Below are 15867 nucleotides of genomic sequence, written 5' to 3' on the forward strand. Positions count from 1 at the left end.
GGTTGCTGCCCTTCGAACCGTCTTTCGGCGGTGCTCCGTGGCAACGACGTAAACAATACCCGATGCCCAGGGGTGCTTCGCCACCTGATTGATCTGCGCCCGCGGGGCGTGGGGTGACTAGGCTTGGGCGGATGCGGCCCGGGCCCACGACGGGTTCGGCGCCCGCCCCCACGTACGCCGATACACATCCGTACGCACGCCGACACGCACCCTGATACAAGGAGCCACAGGACATGGCCGACTCCAGTTTCGACATCGTCTCGAAGGTCGAGCGGCAGGAGGTCGACAACGCCCTCAACCAGGCCGCCAAGGAGATCTCCCAGCGCTACGACTTCAAGGGCGTGGGTGCCTCGATCTCGTGGTCCGGTGACAAGATCCTGATGGAGGCGAACTCCGAGGACCGGGTCAATGCGGTCCTCGACGTCTTCCAGTCCAAGCTGATCAAGCGTGGGATCTCGCTGAAGGCGCTCGACGCGGGCGAGCCGCAGCTCTCCGGCAAGGAGTACAAAATCTTCGCGTCGATCGAGGAGGGCATCTCCCAGGACAACGCGAAGAAGGTCGCGAAGATCATTCGTGACGAGGGTCCGAAGGGCGTGAAGGCCCAGGTGCAGGGCGACGAGCTGCGGGTCAGCTCGAAGAGCCGCGACGACCTTCAGTCCGTCATCTCCCTGCTGAAGGGCAAGGACTTCGACTTCGCGATCCAGTTCGTGAACTACCGGTGATCCGCTGAGCCACCGAGCCGCTGACCGACGGCTCCACGGCTTCAACGCTTCACCGCTGCACGACTTCACGAGGAAGGGTGGGCACCTGGCCGGTGCCCACCCTTCTCGCCTGCTGGCTGCGGTTCGGGGTGGATCAGTCGCGCGAGTTGCCGAACAGGAGGCGGTAGGCAATCAGGAGGACGAGTGAGCCGCCGATCGCGGCCGCCCAGGTGGCGCCGTCGAAGAAGTCCTTCGAGATCGGGTGGTCCAGCCAACGGGCCGATATCCAGCCGCCGATGAACGCGCCCGCGACTCCGATGAGGGTCGTCCCGAGGATGCCGCCCGGGTCGCGCCCCGGCAGCAGGAACTTGGCGATGGCTCCGGCCAACAGTCCGAGGATGATCCAGCCGATGATGCTCATGCCCTGAACCTGCCCTTCCGCGCTGTGCTCGCACGGTCCGAGGACTGTGATCTACGTCCCGGCGCACCGTGCGGATCCTGCCGAAGAGGACGTCAGGGCCACACTCCGTGGTTGCATTCGGTCAGTAGGGTGCCGCACATGACGCAACCCGCCGCCGAACTTCGGCGCACCCTGGGGGTGACCGACGCCGTCGTGATCGGGCTCGGTTCGATGATCGGCGCCGGCATCTTCGCCGCCCTCGGTCCGGCTGCCCGCGCCGCCGGGTCCGGGCTGCTGCTCGGACTCGCCGTCGCCGCCGTGGTCGCCTACTGCAACGCCACGTCCTCGGCTCGGCTGGCCGCCCTGTACCCCGCCTCGGGCGGCACGTATGTGTACGGACGCGAACGCCTCGGTCCGTTCTGGGGTTACCTCGCGGGCTGGTCCTTCGTGGTCGGGAAGACGGCCTCCTGTGCGGCGATGGCTCTGACGGTGGGGGCGTACGTCTGGCCGGGACAGGCTCATGCCGTGGCCGTCGCGGCCGTGGTGGCGCTGACCGCGGTGAACTACGGCGGCATCCAGAAGTCCGCCTGGCTGACCCGGGTGATCGTGGCGGTGGTCCTCGCTGTCCTCGCTTCCGTCGTGGTGGTGTGTCTGGGGTCGGGCGCGTCCGAGGCCGGGCGGCTGGACGTGGGGGCCTCCGGCGGCACGGGCGGGGTGCTGCAGGCTGCCGGTCTGTTGTTCTTCGCGTTCGCGGGTTACGCGCGCATCGCAACCCTCGGCGAGGAGGTACGGGATCCCGCGCGCACCATCCCCCGCGCGATCCCCCTGGCCCTGGGCATCACGCTGGTCGTCTACGCGGCGGTGGCGGTGGCTGTCCTTTCCGTGCTCGGTGCCGATGCCCTGGGACGTGCGGGTGCGCCGCTGGTCGAGGCGGTGCGGGCGGCCGGCGTGCCGGGGCTCGCGCCGGTGGTGCGGGTCGGTGCCGCCGTGGCCGCGCTCGGCTCACTGCTCGCCCTGATCCTGGGCGTCTCACGGACGACGCTGGCCATGGCACGGGACGGACATCTGCCCCGCGCGCTGTCCGCCGTCCACGCCCGGTTCCAGGTGCCGCACCGGGCTGAGGCGGCCGTGGGTGCGGTGGTCGCGGTCCTCGCCGCCACGGTGGACGTGCGGGGCGCGATCGGGTTCTCCTCCTTCGGTGTGCTGGCGTACTACGCGGTGGCCAACGCGTCGGCTTGGACGCTGGGTTCGACTTCGGGGTCGGGAGCGGGATCGCCTGCAGGTTCGGCTTCGGATGCGGATTCGGGCTCGGGTTCGGGTTCGGTGGCTCGGGTGGTTCCGGCGGTGGGTCTGCTCGGGTGCGGGGTACTGGCGTTCGCGCTGCCGGCGGTTTCGGCGGTCGTGGGGGCGGGAGTGCTGGGGGTCGGGGCGATCGCGTACGGCGTGCGGAAGTGGCGGGCGCGGTAGGGGGAGGCAGCGGCGTACGTGGGGCGGCTGCGTCGGGGCGGTGCAGCCGACAGGTCGGCCGTGGTGCGTGCGTCGGCGGGCGGCGCGGCCCGCGCGGCCTGTAGTTGACCCCGCCTCAGTCGCAATGGTCGCGCCGAGTTGTGCGGGGTCGGGATCCCCTGTGTCAGGACGGCTGAACTGACCGGTTCGCTCGTATTCGGAACTCCGCCCAAGGGGTCATCTCCAGCTCCTCGTTCATCTCCTCGTACCAGCCCGTACCGTCGACCCACGCTCGCAGCCAGTCCGCGAGGGTGACGCTGTCGACGAACCAGGAGTGGTCGCAGTCGCCTGCGTTGGGCTCGAAGAGCAGAACGGGGGCTCCCTCGGTGTGGCAGTCCACGCACGCGTACATCGCGCAGCCCCAGTGGGATATCGGCAGGACGCCTTCGGGCCAGGGCCAGTCGGGGTCCTTGCGGCTGCTCTTGCGGTTGGCGAGGTACTGCACGACAGCCGCGGGCTCGCCGGCCGGCGGGCTGTCGAGAAGCGGCAACAGCCCGTACTCCGGGCCGAATCCACCGTCTCCTACGTGCAGGTAGAGGTCTGCGAGCAGCGGGGGCAGGTGGAATCCCAGCGCAGCCTCGGCGCGGTTCAGGGTGGCCACGTCCACCGGCTCGGGGAGGGAGGCCCAGCCCCACGGACGGGTGTTGCGGGCCTTGTCCGCCACCCGTGCCAGCAACTGCTCGCTCTCGGTCATGCATTCATGATGCAGGGCGGCACCGACAGTCGGGCGGGCCTGTGGACAACCATCGACCTGTGGACAACCACCGGTCCGAGCCCGACCACCTGCCTGTGGACAACTGCGGCGGGCACTCCCGAGTCCGCCCGTCAGCGAGCCGCGAACGGTACGTCCGTGGGGACGATCTCCCTGCCCAGCGGGAAGAGGGACACGGGGATCAGCTTGAAGTTGGCGATGCCGAACGGGATTCCGATGATCGTCAGACAGAGGACGAGTCCGGTGGCGATGTGGCCCAGGGCGAGCCACCAGCCGGCGAGGACCAGCCACAGGACGTTGGCCAGGCAGGAAGGGGCGCCCGCGTCCCGGCGCTCGATCGTGGTGTACCCGAAGGGCCACAGGGCGTAGACGCCGATGCGGAAGGCGGCTATCCCGAACGGGATGCCGATGATCGTGATGCAGAGCAGCACACCCGCGGCCAGGTATCCGAGGAAGAGCCAGAAGCCGCTCAGGATGAGCCAGATGACGTTCAGGATGGTTTTCACTGGGGGCGACCTGCCATCTTCTCGAGCCGGGCGATGCGCTCCGCCATCGGCGGGTGCGTCGAGAACATCTTGGACAGTCCCTGACCAGGGCGGAAGGGGTTCGCGATCATCATGTGACTCGCGGTCTCGATGCGTGGCTCCGGGGGCAACGGCAGCTGCTGGGTGCCCGTTTCGAGCTTGCGCAGGGCACTGGCGAGCGCGAGGGGGTCGCCGGTGAGCTGGGCTCCGGAGGCGTCCGCCTCGTACTCCCTGGAGCGGCTGATCGCCAGCTGGATGAGGCTGGCCGCCAGCGGCCCGAGGATCATGATCAGCAGCATGCCGAGGAGGCCCGGGCCGTCATCGTCGTCGGACCGGCCGACCGGGATCAGCCAGGCGAAGTTGACGAGGAACATGATCACGGAGGCGAGCGCGCCGGCGACCGACGAGATCAGGATGTCGCGGTTGTAGACGTGGCTGAGCTCATGGCCGATGACGCCGCGCAGTTCGCGCTCGTCCAGGATCCGCAGGATGCCGTCGGTGCAGCACACCGCGGCGTTGCGCGGGTTGCGGCCGGTCGCGAAGGCGTTGGGTGCCTCGGTCGGCGAGATGTACAGGCGCGGCATCGGTTGGCGGGCCTGGGTGGAGAGCTCGCGGACCATGCGGTAGAGGGCCGGCGCCTCGAACTCGCTCACCGGGCGCGCGCGCATCGCGCGTAGAGCCAGCTTGTCGCTGTTCCAGTACGCGTACGCGTTGGTGCCCAGCGCGATCAGGACGGCCACGATCAGCCCCATACGGCCGAAGAAGCTGCCGATGACGATGATGAGTGCGGACAGACCCCCGAGGAGGACTGCGGTCCTGAGCCCGTTGTGCCGGCGGTGCACGGTACGCCCTCCAAGTGGTGCCGCAGGGGAACCCTTTGCTTACTGGTCTCCGATGTCTTCCGAGCCACTGGTCCGTGGTGTCACGTCCAGTGGACCCTTCCGTTGTGCTCAACGCCAGGCGGAGGCCACGAGTTCCCTGGTGGGCGTGGAGGCCCAGGTGGGCCGTCCGGGTGAAGGGTCGGAAGACAGGATCGGGTTCCGGCAGGGCGACGGCTCGCTTCTGTGCCGGTTGCTTCAGAAGAGGCCGGTGTCGGTGAAGCGCAGCACCAGCTGGGGTGCGCCGGAGAGGGCGAGACCGAGGACCCCGGTCAGGGCGAGCGCCACGGTCAGGGGAGCGGGAACGCGGTGCGCGGCCGGCTCGCCCTCAGGGGCCCGGAACAGCAGGGTCGTCCACTGGAGGTAGTAGAACAGCGCGATCACGACGTTGACGGCCATGACCACGGCGAGCCAGCCGAGTCCCGCCTCCACGGCCGCTGAGAAGACGGTGACCTTGGCGAACAGGCCGATGATGCCCGGTGGCAGCCCGGCCAGGCAGAGCAGGAAGAAGGCCAGGAGAAGAGCGGCGAGAGGGTTGGACGCGTAGAGGCCTCGGTAGTCGGAGAGGCGGTTCGCGGTCTTCGTACGGCCCACCAGAGCGGCCACCGCGAAGGCGCCGAGATTCACGGCGGCGTACATGAGGGCGTAGGCGACGGTGGAGCCCACGGACCGCTCGGCATTGTCGGAGTACGCGGCCGCGGCGATCGGGACGAGGAGGTAGCCGGCCTGGCCGACGGACGACCAGGCGAGCAGTCGTACGGCGCTGTACGCGCGTGTGGCCTGCTGTCGGAGGGCGCCGACGTTGCCGACCGTCATGGTGAGGGCGGCCAGCGCGGCGAGCGCCGGGCCCCAGACGTCGGCGTAGGACGGCAGCGCGACGACGGTGATGAGGATCAGGCCGGAGAACCCGACCGCCTTGCCGACGACCGACAAGTAGGCGGCGATCGGGAGGGGCGCGCCCGCGTACGTGTCGGGCACCCAGAAGTGGAAGGGCACCGCGGCGGTCTTGAAGGCGAAGCCGACGAGGGTGAGGACGACGCCGGTCTGGGCGAGGGTGTGGAGCTGTCCGTCGACGTGCTGGATGCGGTCGGCGACCTGGGTGAGGTACAGGGTGCCCGTCGAGGCGTACACGAAGCTGATGCCCATGAGGCTGACCGCGGTCGCGGTGACCGAGGACAGGAAGAACTTCAGCGCCGCTTCCGACGATTTCCTGTCGCCGTGCCGGATGCCCACGAGCGCGAAGGCGGGCAGGGAGGCGACCTCAAGGGCGACGATGAGGGTCGCCAGGTCGCGGGAGGCGGGCAGGAGAGCGGCGCCGGCCGCGGAGGAGAGCAGCAGGAACCAGTACTCCCCTTCGGGGAGCTGCTTGTCCGCGTCCTTGAGGGTGGTGACCGACAGGAGGGCCGCCAGCAGGGCGCCACCGAGGACCAGGACCTGGATGACGAGTGTGAAGCGGTCCACCGTGTAACTGCACACGTGTGTGTCGCCGGTCAGGCAGAAGGTGCTGCGGTCGCCGTCCAGGAGGGGCAGCAGCAGGAGCGCGGCGGCAGCGAGGCCCGCGACCGACAGCCAGCCGAGCAGGGCCTTCTTCCCGTCACCGACGAACAGGTCGGCGACCAGGACGACGAGCCCGACGACCGCCACGAGGGTCGGGGGTGCGATGGCGAGCCAGTCGACGGACTGGACGAGGTTCGCGGCCATCGCGGCCGGCGACTCGGCCGAGGATGCCAGTGGCTGGGCCACGGCGGCCAGGGTGCTCATCGTTTGCCTCCTGCGAGGAGCTGCTGCACGGCCGGGTCGGTCAGGCCCAGGAGGGCCTTCGGCCACAGGCCCGCTACGACGGTGAGGGCGACGAGCGGCGTCCATGCGGCGAACTCGTACGTGTGGACGTCGGCGAGTTGTGGGGCGTCCTGGGGTACGGCGCCCATGCAGACGCGGCGGACCACGACGAGCATGTACGCGGCCGTCAGGAGGGTGCCGAACGCGCCGATCGCCATGAAGGTGAGGAAGGCGGGGCGGCTGAGGTCGTCGGCGGGCTTGAACGCGCCGAAGAGGGCCAGCATCTCGCCCCAGAACCCGGCGAGCCCGGGGAGCCCGAGCGAGGCCACCGCTCCGAAGGCCAGCAGGCCGCCGAGACGGGGGGCCTTGCCGTACAGGGCCGCGCCGGTCTCCTCTGCGAGGGTGTCGAGATCGGTGGTGCCCGTACGGTCCTTCAGCGCGCCGACCAGGAAGAACAGGAGCCCGGTGATGAGGCCGTGGGCGATGTTGGCGAACAGGGCGCCGTTCACGCCGGTCGGGGTCATGGTGGCGATGCCGAGGAGGACGAAGCCCATGTGGCCGACGGACGAGTAGGCGATGAGGCGCTTGAGGTCGCCCTTCGCTCCCCGCTTGGCGAGGGCGAGGCAGGCCAGGGATCCGTAGATGATCCCGACCACGGCGAAGGCGGCGAGGTAGGGCGCGAACTCGCGGAAGCCGTCGGGCGCGACCGGGAGCAGAATACGGACGAACCCGTACGTACCCATCTTCAGCAGGACACCGGCCAGCAGGACCGAGCCGACGGTGGGCGCGGCGGTGTGGGCGTCGGGCAGCCAGCTGTGCAACGGCCACATCGGGGTCTTGACCGCGAGCCCGATCCCGATCGCCAGAACGGCGATGACCTGCACGGATGCGGTCAGTGACCGGCCGTTGTCAGTGGCGAGTGCCACCATGTCGAATGTGCCCGCCTTGATCCCGATCAGGAGCAGGCCGAGCAGCATGACGACCGAACCGAGCAGGGTGTACAGGATGAAGCGCCAGGCGGCGGCCTGACGTTCCGCGCCGCCCCAGCGGGCGATGAGGAAGTACATCGGGATGAGCACCGTCTCGAACGCAAGGAAGAACAGCAGCAGATCGAGGACGGCGAAGGTCGCGAGGGTGCCGGACTCGAGGACGAGAAGCAGCGCGACAAAGGCCTTCGGGGTCGGCCCCGAGGGCATCTTGAAGTAGGAGTAGAGCGCGCAGAGGAAGGTCAGCAGCGCGGTCAGGACCAGAAGGGGGAGGGAGATGCCGTCGATGCCGAGGTGGATGCGCACGTCGAGTGCGGGGATCCAGCTGATGTCGGTCGTGGCCTGCATCTTCGACGGATGGTCGTGGTCGAAGCCGAGCGCGAGGACGATCGCGGCGATGAGAATCACGCCGGTGACCGTGACGCCGTGCCGCAGGACCGCCTGCTCGGGCGACTTCCCCTTCAGTCCGGGCGGGGCGGGCAGCAGGGCCGTGACGGCGCCGAGGAGCGGACCGGCCACGATCAACGCCAGAAGAAACTGCATCACGGACTCGTTGATATCGATCACGCCTGCTCACGCTCCCGTGGCGACGAGGACGACGGCGACCGCGAGGACGACGGTGCCGGCGAGCAGCGCGCTCACATAGGTCTGGAGATTGCCGGTCTGGGCTCGCCGTACGGCGACGCCGAGCCAGCGGGGCAACGCGCCCGCGCCGCGCACGTACGTCTCGACGACCTCCCGGTCCAGGAACCGCACGAGGGTGGCTCCGGCCTGGACAGGGCGGACGAAGACGGCCGTGTAGAGGGCGTCCAGGTGGAAGCCGACGGCCGCGTGGCGGTGCAGGGGGCCCAGCAGCAGCCGTCCGGGGTCGGCGGGGTCAGGCGCGTAGGCCACGTCTCCGTAGGCGGGCTCGTGCGTGGCGATGGCTTCGGCCTCGACCAGTCCGGCGTCGCCCTCGGGGTGGGCGGCGACCGCACCCAGCGGGACGCCGGCCGCGGCCGCGCTGGTGTGGCGCCAGGCGGCGTACGTGACCAGGCCGCCGATCAGGGCCACGCCCGTACCGAGGACGGAGGTGGTGAGGGTCGGGGTGAGGTCGCGTCCGTCGAACCAGTCGGGCAGCACGCGGTAGGCGAAGGCGCCGAGGGCGAGGGAGGGGACTGCGAGAACCCACAGCACCACGTTCATCGTCAGCGGCTGACGGCCGTGGTCGGGCGCTTCGGGGCCTCGCCCGTGGAAGGCCAGCAGCCACAGGCGGGTCGCGTACGCCGCGGTGAGCAGGGCCGTGAGCAGGCCGGCCACCAGGGTGATCCAGCCGGCGGCGCCGGGGGCGTGCTCGGTGTGGCCGGTGGCGACGTGCTCGGCGGCGCCGAGGACGGACTCCTTGGAGAAGAAGCCGCTGAAGGGCGGGATCGCGGCGAGCGCGAGGAGCGCCACGGTCATCGTCCAGAAGGCGTCGGGGATCCGGACGCGCAGGTCCTTCATGCGGGACATGGCGGCCAGTGAGTTGGTGCCGGCGGCGTGGATGATCACGCCGGCCGCGAGGAACAGGAGCGCCTTGAAGGCGCCGTGGGACAGGAGGTGGAAGACGGCGGCGCCGCGGTCGCCGACGGCGAGGGCGCCGGTCATGTAGCCGAGCTGGCCGATCGTCGAATAGGCGAGGACGCGCTTGATGTCGTCCTGGGCGAGTGCGGCGAGACCGGAGCCGAGCATCGTGACGCCGGCCATGACGGCGAGGACGACCATCGCGGCCTGGGAGGCCTCGAAGACCGGAAGGAGTCGGGCGATGAAGTAGACACCGGCGGCGACCATCGTGGCGGCGTGAATGAGCGCGGAGACGGGCGTGGGGCCTGCCATCGCGTCGGGGAGCCAGGTGTGCAGCGGGAACTGCGCCGACTTGCCCGCCACGCCCGCGAGCAGGAGCAGGGCGATCAGGGTCGGGTGGTCGAGTCCGCCGTGCGCGACGGCGTCGAGGACCTTCGTGATCCGGAAGGACCCCGTGTCGGTGGCCAGCGCGAACAGGCCGATCAGGAAGGGGACGTCGCCGAGCTTGGTCACCAGGAAGGCCTTGAGGGAGGCGGCGCGGGCCTCGGGGGTCTCCCAGTAGTGGCCGACGAGGAAGTACGAGCAGATGCCCATGACCTCCCAGCCGACCAGCAGCACGATCAGGTCGCCGGAGTAGACGACGAGCAGCATCGCGGAGGTGAACAGGGAGACGAGAGCGGCATACGAGGGGTAGCGCGGGTCGTCGCGCAGATAGCCCGTCGAGTAGATCTGCACGCAGGTGGCGACGAAGGCCACCAGGACGGCGACGAGGGCGGCGAAGCCGTCGACGTACAGGGCGAGTTCGATCGGGACGGAGCCGGTCGGGGTGAGTTCGGTGGCCGCGCTCACCGTCTGGTCGCCGCCCTGGCGTACGGCGACCACCGCGGCCAGCGCGAGGGCGGCCAGCGTCGGGACGACAGCGAGGGGGCGGACGAAGCCGGGGGCGGTGCGGCCCAGGAGCAGGCCGGCCGCGGCACCCAGGAACGGAAGGAGGGGGACGAGGACGGCGAGGGTGGTCGTGGTCACGCGGTGGCCTCAGCCTTCCCGGTCCGCCCGGTCTCCGCGGCCGGCTCGGCCGTGCGGGCGTCGTCGTCGGTGTCGTCGGGGCCGTGGCCCTCGGCGGTGTCGCGGAGCTTGTCGATGTCGGCGGTGCCGCGATTGCGGTGGACGGCGAGGACGATCGCGAGGCCGATGCCGATCTCGGCTGCGGCGATGGCGATGGTGAACAGGGTCAGGGCCTGACCGGAGTGCAGGGTCTCCTCGGCGGCCCTGCTGAGCCAGACGTCGAAGGCGACCAGGTTCAGGTTGACGGCGTTGAGCATCAGCTCGACCGACATCAGGACGAGGATCGCGTTGCGGCGGGCGAGGACTCCGTAGAGGCCGGTGCAGAAGAGGAGGGCGGCGAGTACGGCGGGATAGGCGAGGTGCATCAGCGGGCGCCTTCCTGCTCGGCAGGGTTGGTTTCCTCGGCCGAACCGGTTTCCTTGGCCGACCGGGTTGCCTCGAGTCGCCCATTTCGCCCGATCGGGTGATTACGGGAATTCGGAGCGGACGGGGAACTACCGGGCGCGGCTCGGGAGTTCAGAGGGGGAGAGCTCGACTCCGCCTTCGCCTTGCGGGACAGGACGATCGCGCCGACCAGGGCCGCGAGAAGCAGGACGGAGAGGGCCTCGAAGGGGAGGACCCAGTTCTGGAAGAGGCTGGCGCCGGTGGCCTCGGTGGAGCCGGCGGCAGGGCCGTCCAGGTCGATCCAGGTGGTGCGGAAGGCGTCGGCGACCACCCAGACCAAGGCGGCGGCAGCGGCGACGGCCACCACGAGGGCGGCCCAGCGGTTGCCGGAGTCGGCGTCCGGAGAACGGCCGATGGGGGCCCTGGTGAGCATCAGACCGAACAGAAGGAGGACCACTACGGAACCGACATAGATGAGGACCTGCACCCAGGCGATGAACTCGGCGGTGAGCAGGAGGTATTCGACGGCGAGGCCGCCGAGGGCCACCACCAGCCACAGGGCGGCGTGCACCAGCTGCTTGGTGGTGACGGTGACGAGGGCGGCGCCGAAGGTGACCAAACCGACGAGCAGGAAGGCGACCTCGACGCCGGTCGGGGAGAGGAAGCCGTGGGATTCGGCGGCGACTGTGGTGAGCGTGGGGTGCGCCGCCGTCGCGGTGGCTGCGGCGAGGGTCACGGGGCGTCTCCCTCAGGGGCGGTCGGCCCGGCGGGCGGCTCGGTGGGCGGCTCGGTCGGCCGGGGGCGCGGTTCGGTGGGCTCGGGCTTCGGTCCGGCTTGGTCCGTCGGTCCGGGCTTCAGTCCGGCGTGGCCCGTCGGTCCAGGCCCCGGCCCACCTGGGTCCGTCGGCTCGGTCTTGGGCCCAGCCGGGGCCGTCGGCTCGGCGTTGGAGCCGGTCGGGTCCGCAGGCTCGGGCTGGGTCGTGGCCAGCTTCTCGGCGGTTTTGCGGGCGGCGGTGATCTCCTTCGGTTCCTCCGCGCCGGGGTCGAGGGCGGGCGGGGCCGGGACGGTCCACATCCACTCGCGGAGCTTGTCCCGCTCGTGGGTGAGGTCGCGGATGTCGGTCTCGGCGTACTCGAACTCGGGCGACCAGAACAGGGCGTCGAAAGGACACACCTCGATGCAGATACCGCAGTACATGCAGAGGGAGAAGTCGATGGCGAAACGGTCGAGGACGTTGCGGCTGCGTTCGCGGCCACCGGGGGTCGCGGCGGGGACCGTCTCCTTGTGGGAGTCGATGTAGATGCACCAGTCGGGGCACTCGCGGGCGCAGAGCATGCAGACCGTGCAGTTCTCCTCGAACAGGCCGATCACTCCGCGGGTGCGGGGCGGGAGGTCGGGCTGGGTGTCGGGGTACTGCTCGGTGACGGTCTTCTTCGTCATCGTGCGCAGGGTGACGGCCAGGCCCTTGGCGAGGCCGCTGCCAGGAATCGGGGCCATGGCTACTGGATCACCACCTTGACGATGCCGGTGAGGGCGATCTGGGCGAGGGAGAGGGGGACGAGGAGAGTCCAGGAGAGCTTCTGGAGCTGGTCCTCGCGCAGGCGGGGGTAGGTCACGCGGAGCCAGATGACGACGAAGGCGAGCAGGGCTGTCTTGAGGAGGGTCCAGACCCAGCCGAGGCCGTCAGCGCCCCAGGGGCCGTGCCAGCCGCCCAGGAAGAGGACGGTGGTGAGGCCGCACAGGACGACGATTCCGGCGTACTCGGCGAGGAGGAACAGGGCGAAGCGGAGGCCGGTGTACTCGGTGTAGGCACCGAAGATGATCTCCGAGTCGGCGACGGGCATGTCGAAGGGAGGGCGCTGGAGTTCGGCGAGGCCGGCGACGAAGAAGACGATCGCGCCGACGATCTGCCAGGGAAGCCACCACCACTCGAAGGCGTCGACGATGCCGGGGAGGGAGACAGTCCCGGCGGCCATCGCCACGGAGGCGGCGGTGAGCAGCATCGGGAGTTCGTAGGCGAGGAGCTGGGCGGCGGTGCGGAGGCCGCCGAGGAGGGAGAACTTGTTGGCGGAGGCCCAGCCGGCCATGAGGGAGCCGAGGACGCCCACGCCCATCACGGCGAGCACGAAGAAGACGCCCGCGTCGACGACCTCGCCGACGGCGCCCTCGCCGGGGCCGATCGGGATGGCGAGGAGGACGAGGAGGTAGGGCAGGAGGGCGACGGCGGGGGCGAGTTGGAAGATGCGGCGGTCCGCGCCTGCGGGGACGATGTCTTCCTTCTGGGCGAACTTGACTCCGTCCGCCACGAGTTGGGCCCAGCCGTGGAAACCGCCGGCGTACATGGGGCCCAGGCGGCCCTGCATGTGGGCCATCACCTTGTGCTCGGTCTGGCCGATGATCAAGGGGAAGGTGAGGAAGACGACGAAGACGATCAGGAGTCGCAGGGCGACGTCGAGAGCGTCGTTCACTGCGGGCCTCCAGCAGGGTGGTCGGGGGTGCTTCGGGGGTGGGGCTTTGAGGGGTCGGGGGTCGACGGCTCGTCGGAAGTCGTCTCGGCCGTGGGTGCTTCGGCTGCAGGCGGGTCGTCCGGGGTCGAGTCGTCCGGGGTCGAGTCGTCGTCGGGGGTGGAGTCGTCGGGGGTCCGGCCGGTGTTCTGTGGGCTTGGAGCGGCGGGTTCGGAGACCGGCTCGGCGGTCTCCGGGGCCGGGCCCTCGGAAGTCGAGGGTTTTTCGAGGCCCTTGGGTGGCTCGGGGCTCTGGGAGGGTTCCGTGTCGTCGGGGGTGCGGGGTCGCTCCGGTGCCGGGTCGTCGAAGGCCGGGCGGGCGTGGTGCCACGGGGCGTCCGAGCTGCGCGGGGGGACGGGGGTCCTGGGGCGCGCGGGGTTGGAGCCGGTTTCCTCCGGCGGGGGCGACGAGGAGGACGACGGTTCCGGGGTGGTCGTGGTGCGTTGGCTCGCGGATCCGCCTGAGGCACTACGAGCGCGACGCGGGCCCGCAGGAGCGGCACCGCTCCTCGCCGGACGCTGTGAGGTGGCTGCATCCGACGCGGGCGAGCCCTCCGCCGGGGTGTCCGTGGAGGACTCGGGCGAGCGGGCCGGCGCCGCCGACGCGGACTCGGGCGAGCCGGTCGCTGGTGCGGCCGACTGGGGCGAGGGCGTGTCAGCCACCGGAGCTGCGGGCTGGGTCTCGGGCGAGCCGGGCGTCGGAGCGCCGGACGTTCCGGACTCCCCCACCTGGCTCGCGGACCCCTCAGCAGCCGACCGCGCCCGACGCGGAACCGCACCCGCAGCCCGAGCCCCGGCCCCCGGAGCCCCGCCCGCAGCGCCTGCCCCGGCCTCGGCACCTCGCGTCCCCGCCTGACTCGCCGAACCCTCCGACGCCGACCGCGCCCGACGCGGAACCGCCCCCGCAGCCCCGGTCCCGGCACCGGCACCGGCACCCGGAACCGCACCGGCAGAGCCTGCCCCAGCCTCAGCCCCCCGCGTCTCCCCCTGACTCGCCGACCCCTCCGACGCCGAGCGGGCTCGGCGGGTGGGGCGGTCCGAGGAGGGGCGGGGGGTGCGGGTGGGGCGGGTTGGGGTGGGGGGGAGTTGGCCCTTCTGGGGGCCCCAGTCGTTGGGGTCGGGGACTCCTGGGGGGAGCATCTGGCGGCGCTTGGGGCCGCCGTGTTCGGACTCGCCCGGTTCCTTCGCGCCGGGCCAGGCCTTGGCGACCCGGGCGGCCAGGACGAAGTCCTTGCGGAGGGGGTGGCCCTCGAAGGTCTCCGGGAGGAGGAGGTGGGTGAGGGAGGGGTGGTTCTCGAAGGTGACGCCGAACATCTCGTGGGTCTCGCGCTCGTGCCAGGCGGCGCCCGCGTAGATGTCGACGGCGGTGGGGAGGACCGGCGTCTCGTGAGGGACCGTCGTGCGGAGCAGCAGGCGCCGTACCGGGGTCAGGGCCGCCACGTGGGCCGCCACGCGGAAGCCGGTGCCGGGTTCGTCGACCGCGCTCAGCCAGTCGAAGTAGGTGCAGCCCAGGTCGTCGCGGGCCACGCGCAGGGCCGTGAGCCAGGCCACCGGCGGGACGTCCACCGTGAGGACCTCGTACGACTCCTCCGCGGTGGCCTCCGGACCGAACAGCTCCTCGGCGGGGGCGGGCAGCCAGCCGACGGCGGTCACGTCGCGTCCCCCTCACCCTGACCGGCAGACCTGCCGTCGACGGCAGCACCGCCCGCACCGTCCGAAGCGTCCGCACTGCCCGAGGCGCCCGCACCGCCCGAAGCCTCCGCCCCCCGCGAGGCCTCCGGCGCCCTCACCAACCCGCTCTGGAGCGCCGCCGCCGACGCGCGCCCCCCGGACGTTGCGGCCGTCACCCCGTACCGCTCCCCCAGCGACTCCCTCGCGATCTTCTCCTGGAGTTTCAGGATGCCCTGGAGGAGGGCCTCTGGGCGGGGCGGGCAGCCGGGGACGTAGACGTCCACCGGGATGATCTGGTCGACGCCCTTCGTCACCGAGTAGGAGTCCCAGTACGGGCCGCCGCAGTTGCTGCACGCGCCGAAGGAGATGACGTACTTGGGCTCGGGCATCTGTTCGTACAGGCGCTTCACGGCAGGGGCCATCTTGTCCGTGACCGTGCCGGAGACGACCATCAGGTCGGCCTGGCGGGGACCCGGGGCGAAGGGGATGACACCGAGGCGGATGAAGTCGTGGCGGGCCATCGACGCGGCGATGAACTCGATCGCGCAGCAGGCGAGGCCGAAGTTGAAGACCCAGAGGGAGTACCGGCGGCCCCAGTTGAGGACCACCTTCATCGGCTCGGGGGCGAGACGGGCCAGCGCGCCGAGCCGTTTCGGTTCCGGGAGCAGAACGGGTTCCGAGGGGGTCACGTCCATGCCAGGACTCCCTTCTTGTACGCGTACAGCAGGCCCACGGCGAGGAAGCCCAGGAAGACGAACATCTCCACGAGCGTGGCCGCGCCGTAGCCGGGGGCCGCGAAGACCGTCGCCCACGGGAACAGGAAGATCGAGTCGACGGCGAAGATGACGTAGAGGAAGGCGTAGACGTAGTAGCGGACCTGGGTGTGGGCCCAGCCCTCGCCGACGGGGTCGACTCCGCACTCGTAGGTCAGGAGTTTCTCGGGTGTGGGGACCACGGGTCGCAGCAGGCGTCCGGCGCCGAAGGCGACCGCGACGAACAGCACGCCGACGACGGCGAGCAGTCCTACGACCGAGTACGACTGGAAGTAGTCCGCCGCGACGACAGTCGGATCGACGGTGCTTGCACCGACGACGGTCGGTTCCGGCACGTCCGCCCCTCGCTCCCTGTGAGCCGCTGAACACAGCGTGAGCTGCTGAACACCGCTGTTCGACGATCTGTACGCACGGGAGTCTAGGCCCTCGTAAAGGCGCGGTAA

The 15867-nt window shown here is 70.7% G+C and carries 16 protein-coding genes; 2 read left to right on the top strand and 14 right to left on the bottom strand.

Going from position 1 to position 15867, the window contains the following annotated elements; all coding sequences use genetic code 11:
• The first annotated feature begins 233 nt into the window (after positions 1-233).
• The gene (locus H295_RS0113525; protein ID WP_020135872.1) at positions 234-722 is read left to right on the top strand and encodes a YajQ family cyclic di-GMP-binding protein; all 489 of its coding nucleotides are present in this window, start codon (positions 234-236) and stop codon (positions 720-722) included.
• 133 nt (positions 723-855) lie between these two features.
• Here the strand turns inward: H295_RS0113525 and H295_RS0113530 are convergent, their stop codons facing one another.
• Positions 856-1122, bottom strand: coding sequence for a GlsB/YeaQ/YmgE family stress response membrane protein (locus H295_RS0113530; RefSeq protein ID WP_020135873.1), 267 nt, complete (start codon positions 1120-1122; stop codon positions 856-858).
• A gap of 138 nt (positions 1123-1260) precedes the next feature.
• Between H295_RS0113530 and H295_RS0113535 the strand changes: the two genes are divergently transcribed.
• Positions 1261-2568, top strand: a complete 1308-nt coding sequence (locus H295_RS0113535; protein WP_020135874.1) for an APC family permease — start codon at positions 1261-1263, stop codon at positions 2566-2568.
• 163 nt (positions 2569-2731) lie between these two features.
• On the opposite strand, the gene H295_RS0113540 is transcribed toward H295_RS0113535, so the two are convergent.
• The 13 genes from H295_RS0113540 to H295_RS0113600 all read right to left on the bottom strand — a co-directional run bounded on the left by H295_RS0113540 (position 2732) and on the right by H295_RS0113600 (position 15759).
• Positions 2732-3301: an SMI1/KNR4 family protein gene (locus tag H295_RS0113540; protein WP_020135875.1), complete on the bottom strand. Its 570-nt coding sequence runs from the start codon at positions 3299-3301 to the stop codon at positions 2732-2734.
• 131 nt (positions 3302-3432) lie between these two features.
• Positions 3433-3825 (bottom strand): YccF domain-containing protein, encoded by a 393-nt coding sequence (locus H295_RS0113545; RefSeq protein ID WP_020135876.1) that lies wholly within the window; start codon positions 3823-3825, stop codon positions 3433-3435.
• The gene (gene htpX / locus H295_RS0113550) at positions 3822-4685 is read right to left on the bottom strand and encodes a zinc metalloprotease HtpX (RefSeq protein ID WP_020135877.1); all 864 of its coding nucleotides are present in this window, start codon (positions 4683-4685) and stop codon (positions 3822-3824) included. The genes H295_RS0113545 and htpX overlap by 4 nt, the downstream gene beginning before the upstream one ends.
• A gap of 234 nt (positions 4686-4919) precedes the next feature.
• On the bottom strand, positions 4920-6422 hold the full coding sequence (locus tag H295_RS0113555) for an NADH-quinone oxidoreductase subunit N (protein ID WP_043217481.1): 1503 nt from the start codon (positions 6420-6422) through the stop codon (positions 4920-4922).
• 56 nt (positions 6423-6478) lie between these two features.
• The gene (locus H295_RS0113560; RefSeq protein WP_020135879.1) at positions 6479-8053 is read right to left on the bottom strand and encodes an NADH-quinone oxidoreductase subunit M; all 1575 of its coding nucleotides are present in this window, start codon (positions 8051-8053) and stop codon (positions 6479-6481) included.
• Positions 8054-8059: 6 nt separating this feature from the next.
• A complete protein-coding gene (locus H295_RS0113565) occupies positions 8060-10054 on the bottom strand; it encodes an NADH-quinone oxidoreductase subunit L (RefSeq protein ID WP_020135880.1) in 1995 nt (664 codons plus the stop codon).
• Complete coding sequence (gene nuoK, locus H295_RS0113570; RefSeq protein WP_020135881.1) at positions 10051-10458, bottom strand: NADH-quinone oxidoreductase subunit NuoK; 408 nt, start codon at positions 10456-10458, stop codon at positions 10051-10053. Before nuoK ends, H295_RS0113565 begins: the two co-directional genes overlap by 4 nt.
• Positions 10458-11213, bottom strand: coding sequence for an NADH-quinone oxidoreductase subunit J (locus H295_RS0113575; RefSeq protein WP_020135882.1), 756 nt, complete (start codon positions 11211-11213; stop codon positions 10458-10460). The genes nuoK and H295_RS0113575 overlap by 1 nt, the downstream gene beginning before the upstream one ends.
• Complete coding sequence (locus H295_RS43210) at positions 11210-11974, bottom strand: NuoI/complex I 23 kDa subunit family protein (RefSeq protein ID WP_020135883.1); 765 nt, start codon at positions 11972-11974, stop codon at positions 11210-11212. Before H295_RS43210 ends, H295_RS0113575 begins: the two co-directional genes overlap by 4 nt.
• A 2-nt stretch (positions 11975-11976) precedes the next feature.
• Positions 11977-12945: a complex I subunit 1/NuoH family protein gene (locus tag H295_RS0113585; protein ID WP_020135884.1), complete on the bottom strand. Its 969-nt coding sequence runs from the start codon at positions 12943-12945 to the stop codon at positions 11977-11979.
• On the bottom strand, positions 12942-14633 hold the full coding sequence (locus H295_RS0113590) for an NADH-quinone oxidoreductase subunit C (protein WP_020135885.1): 1692 nt from the start codon (positions 14631-14633) through the stop codon (positions 12942-12944). The genes H295_RS0113585 and H295_RS0113590 overlap by 4 nt, the downstream gene beginning before the upstream one ends.
• Positions 14630-15346 carry an NADH-quinone oxidoreductase subunit B gene (locus H295_RS0113595; protein ID WP_020135886.1) on the bottom strand — a complete coding sequence of 239 codons (717 nt, stop codon included), beginning with the start codon at positions 15344-15346 and terminating at the stop codon, positions 14630-14632. The genes H295_RS0113590 and H295_RS0113595 overlap by 4 nt, the downstream gene beginning before the upstream one ends.
• Positions 15337-15759: an NADH-quinone oxidoreductase subunit A gene (locus tag H295_RS0113600; RefSeq protein WP_020135887.1), complete on the bottom strand. Its 423-nt coding sequence runs from the start codon at positions 15757-15759 to the stop codon at positions 15337-15339. The genes H295_RS0113595 and H295_RS0113600 overlap by 10 nt, the downstream gene beginning before the upstream one ends.
• Between the last annotated feature and the right edge of the window lie 108 nt (positions 15760-15867).

It is taken from the genome of Streptomyces sp. 351MFTsu5.1, assembly GCF_000383655.1.
GTDB lineage: Bacteria > Actinomycetota > Actinomycetes > Streptomycetales > Streptomycetaceae > Streptomyces > Streptomyces griseorubiginosus.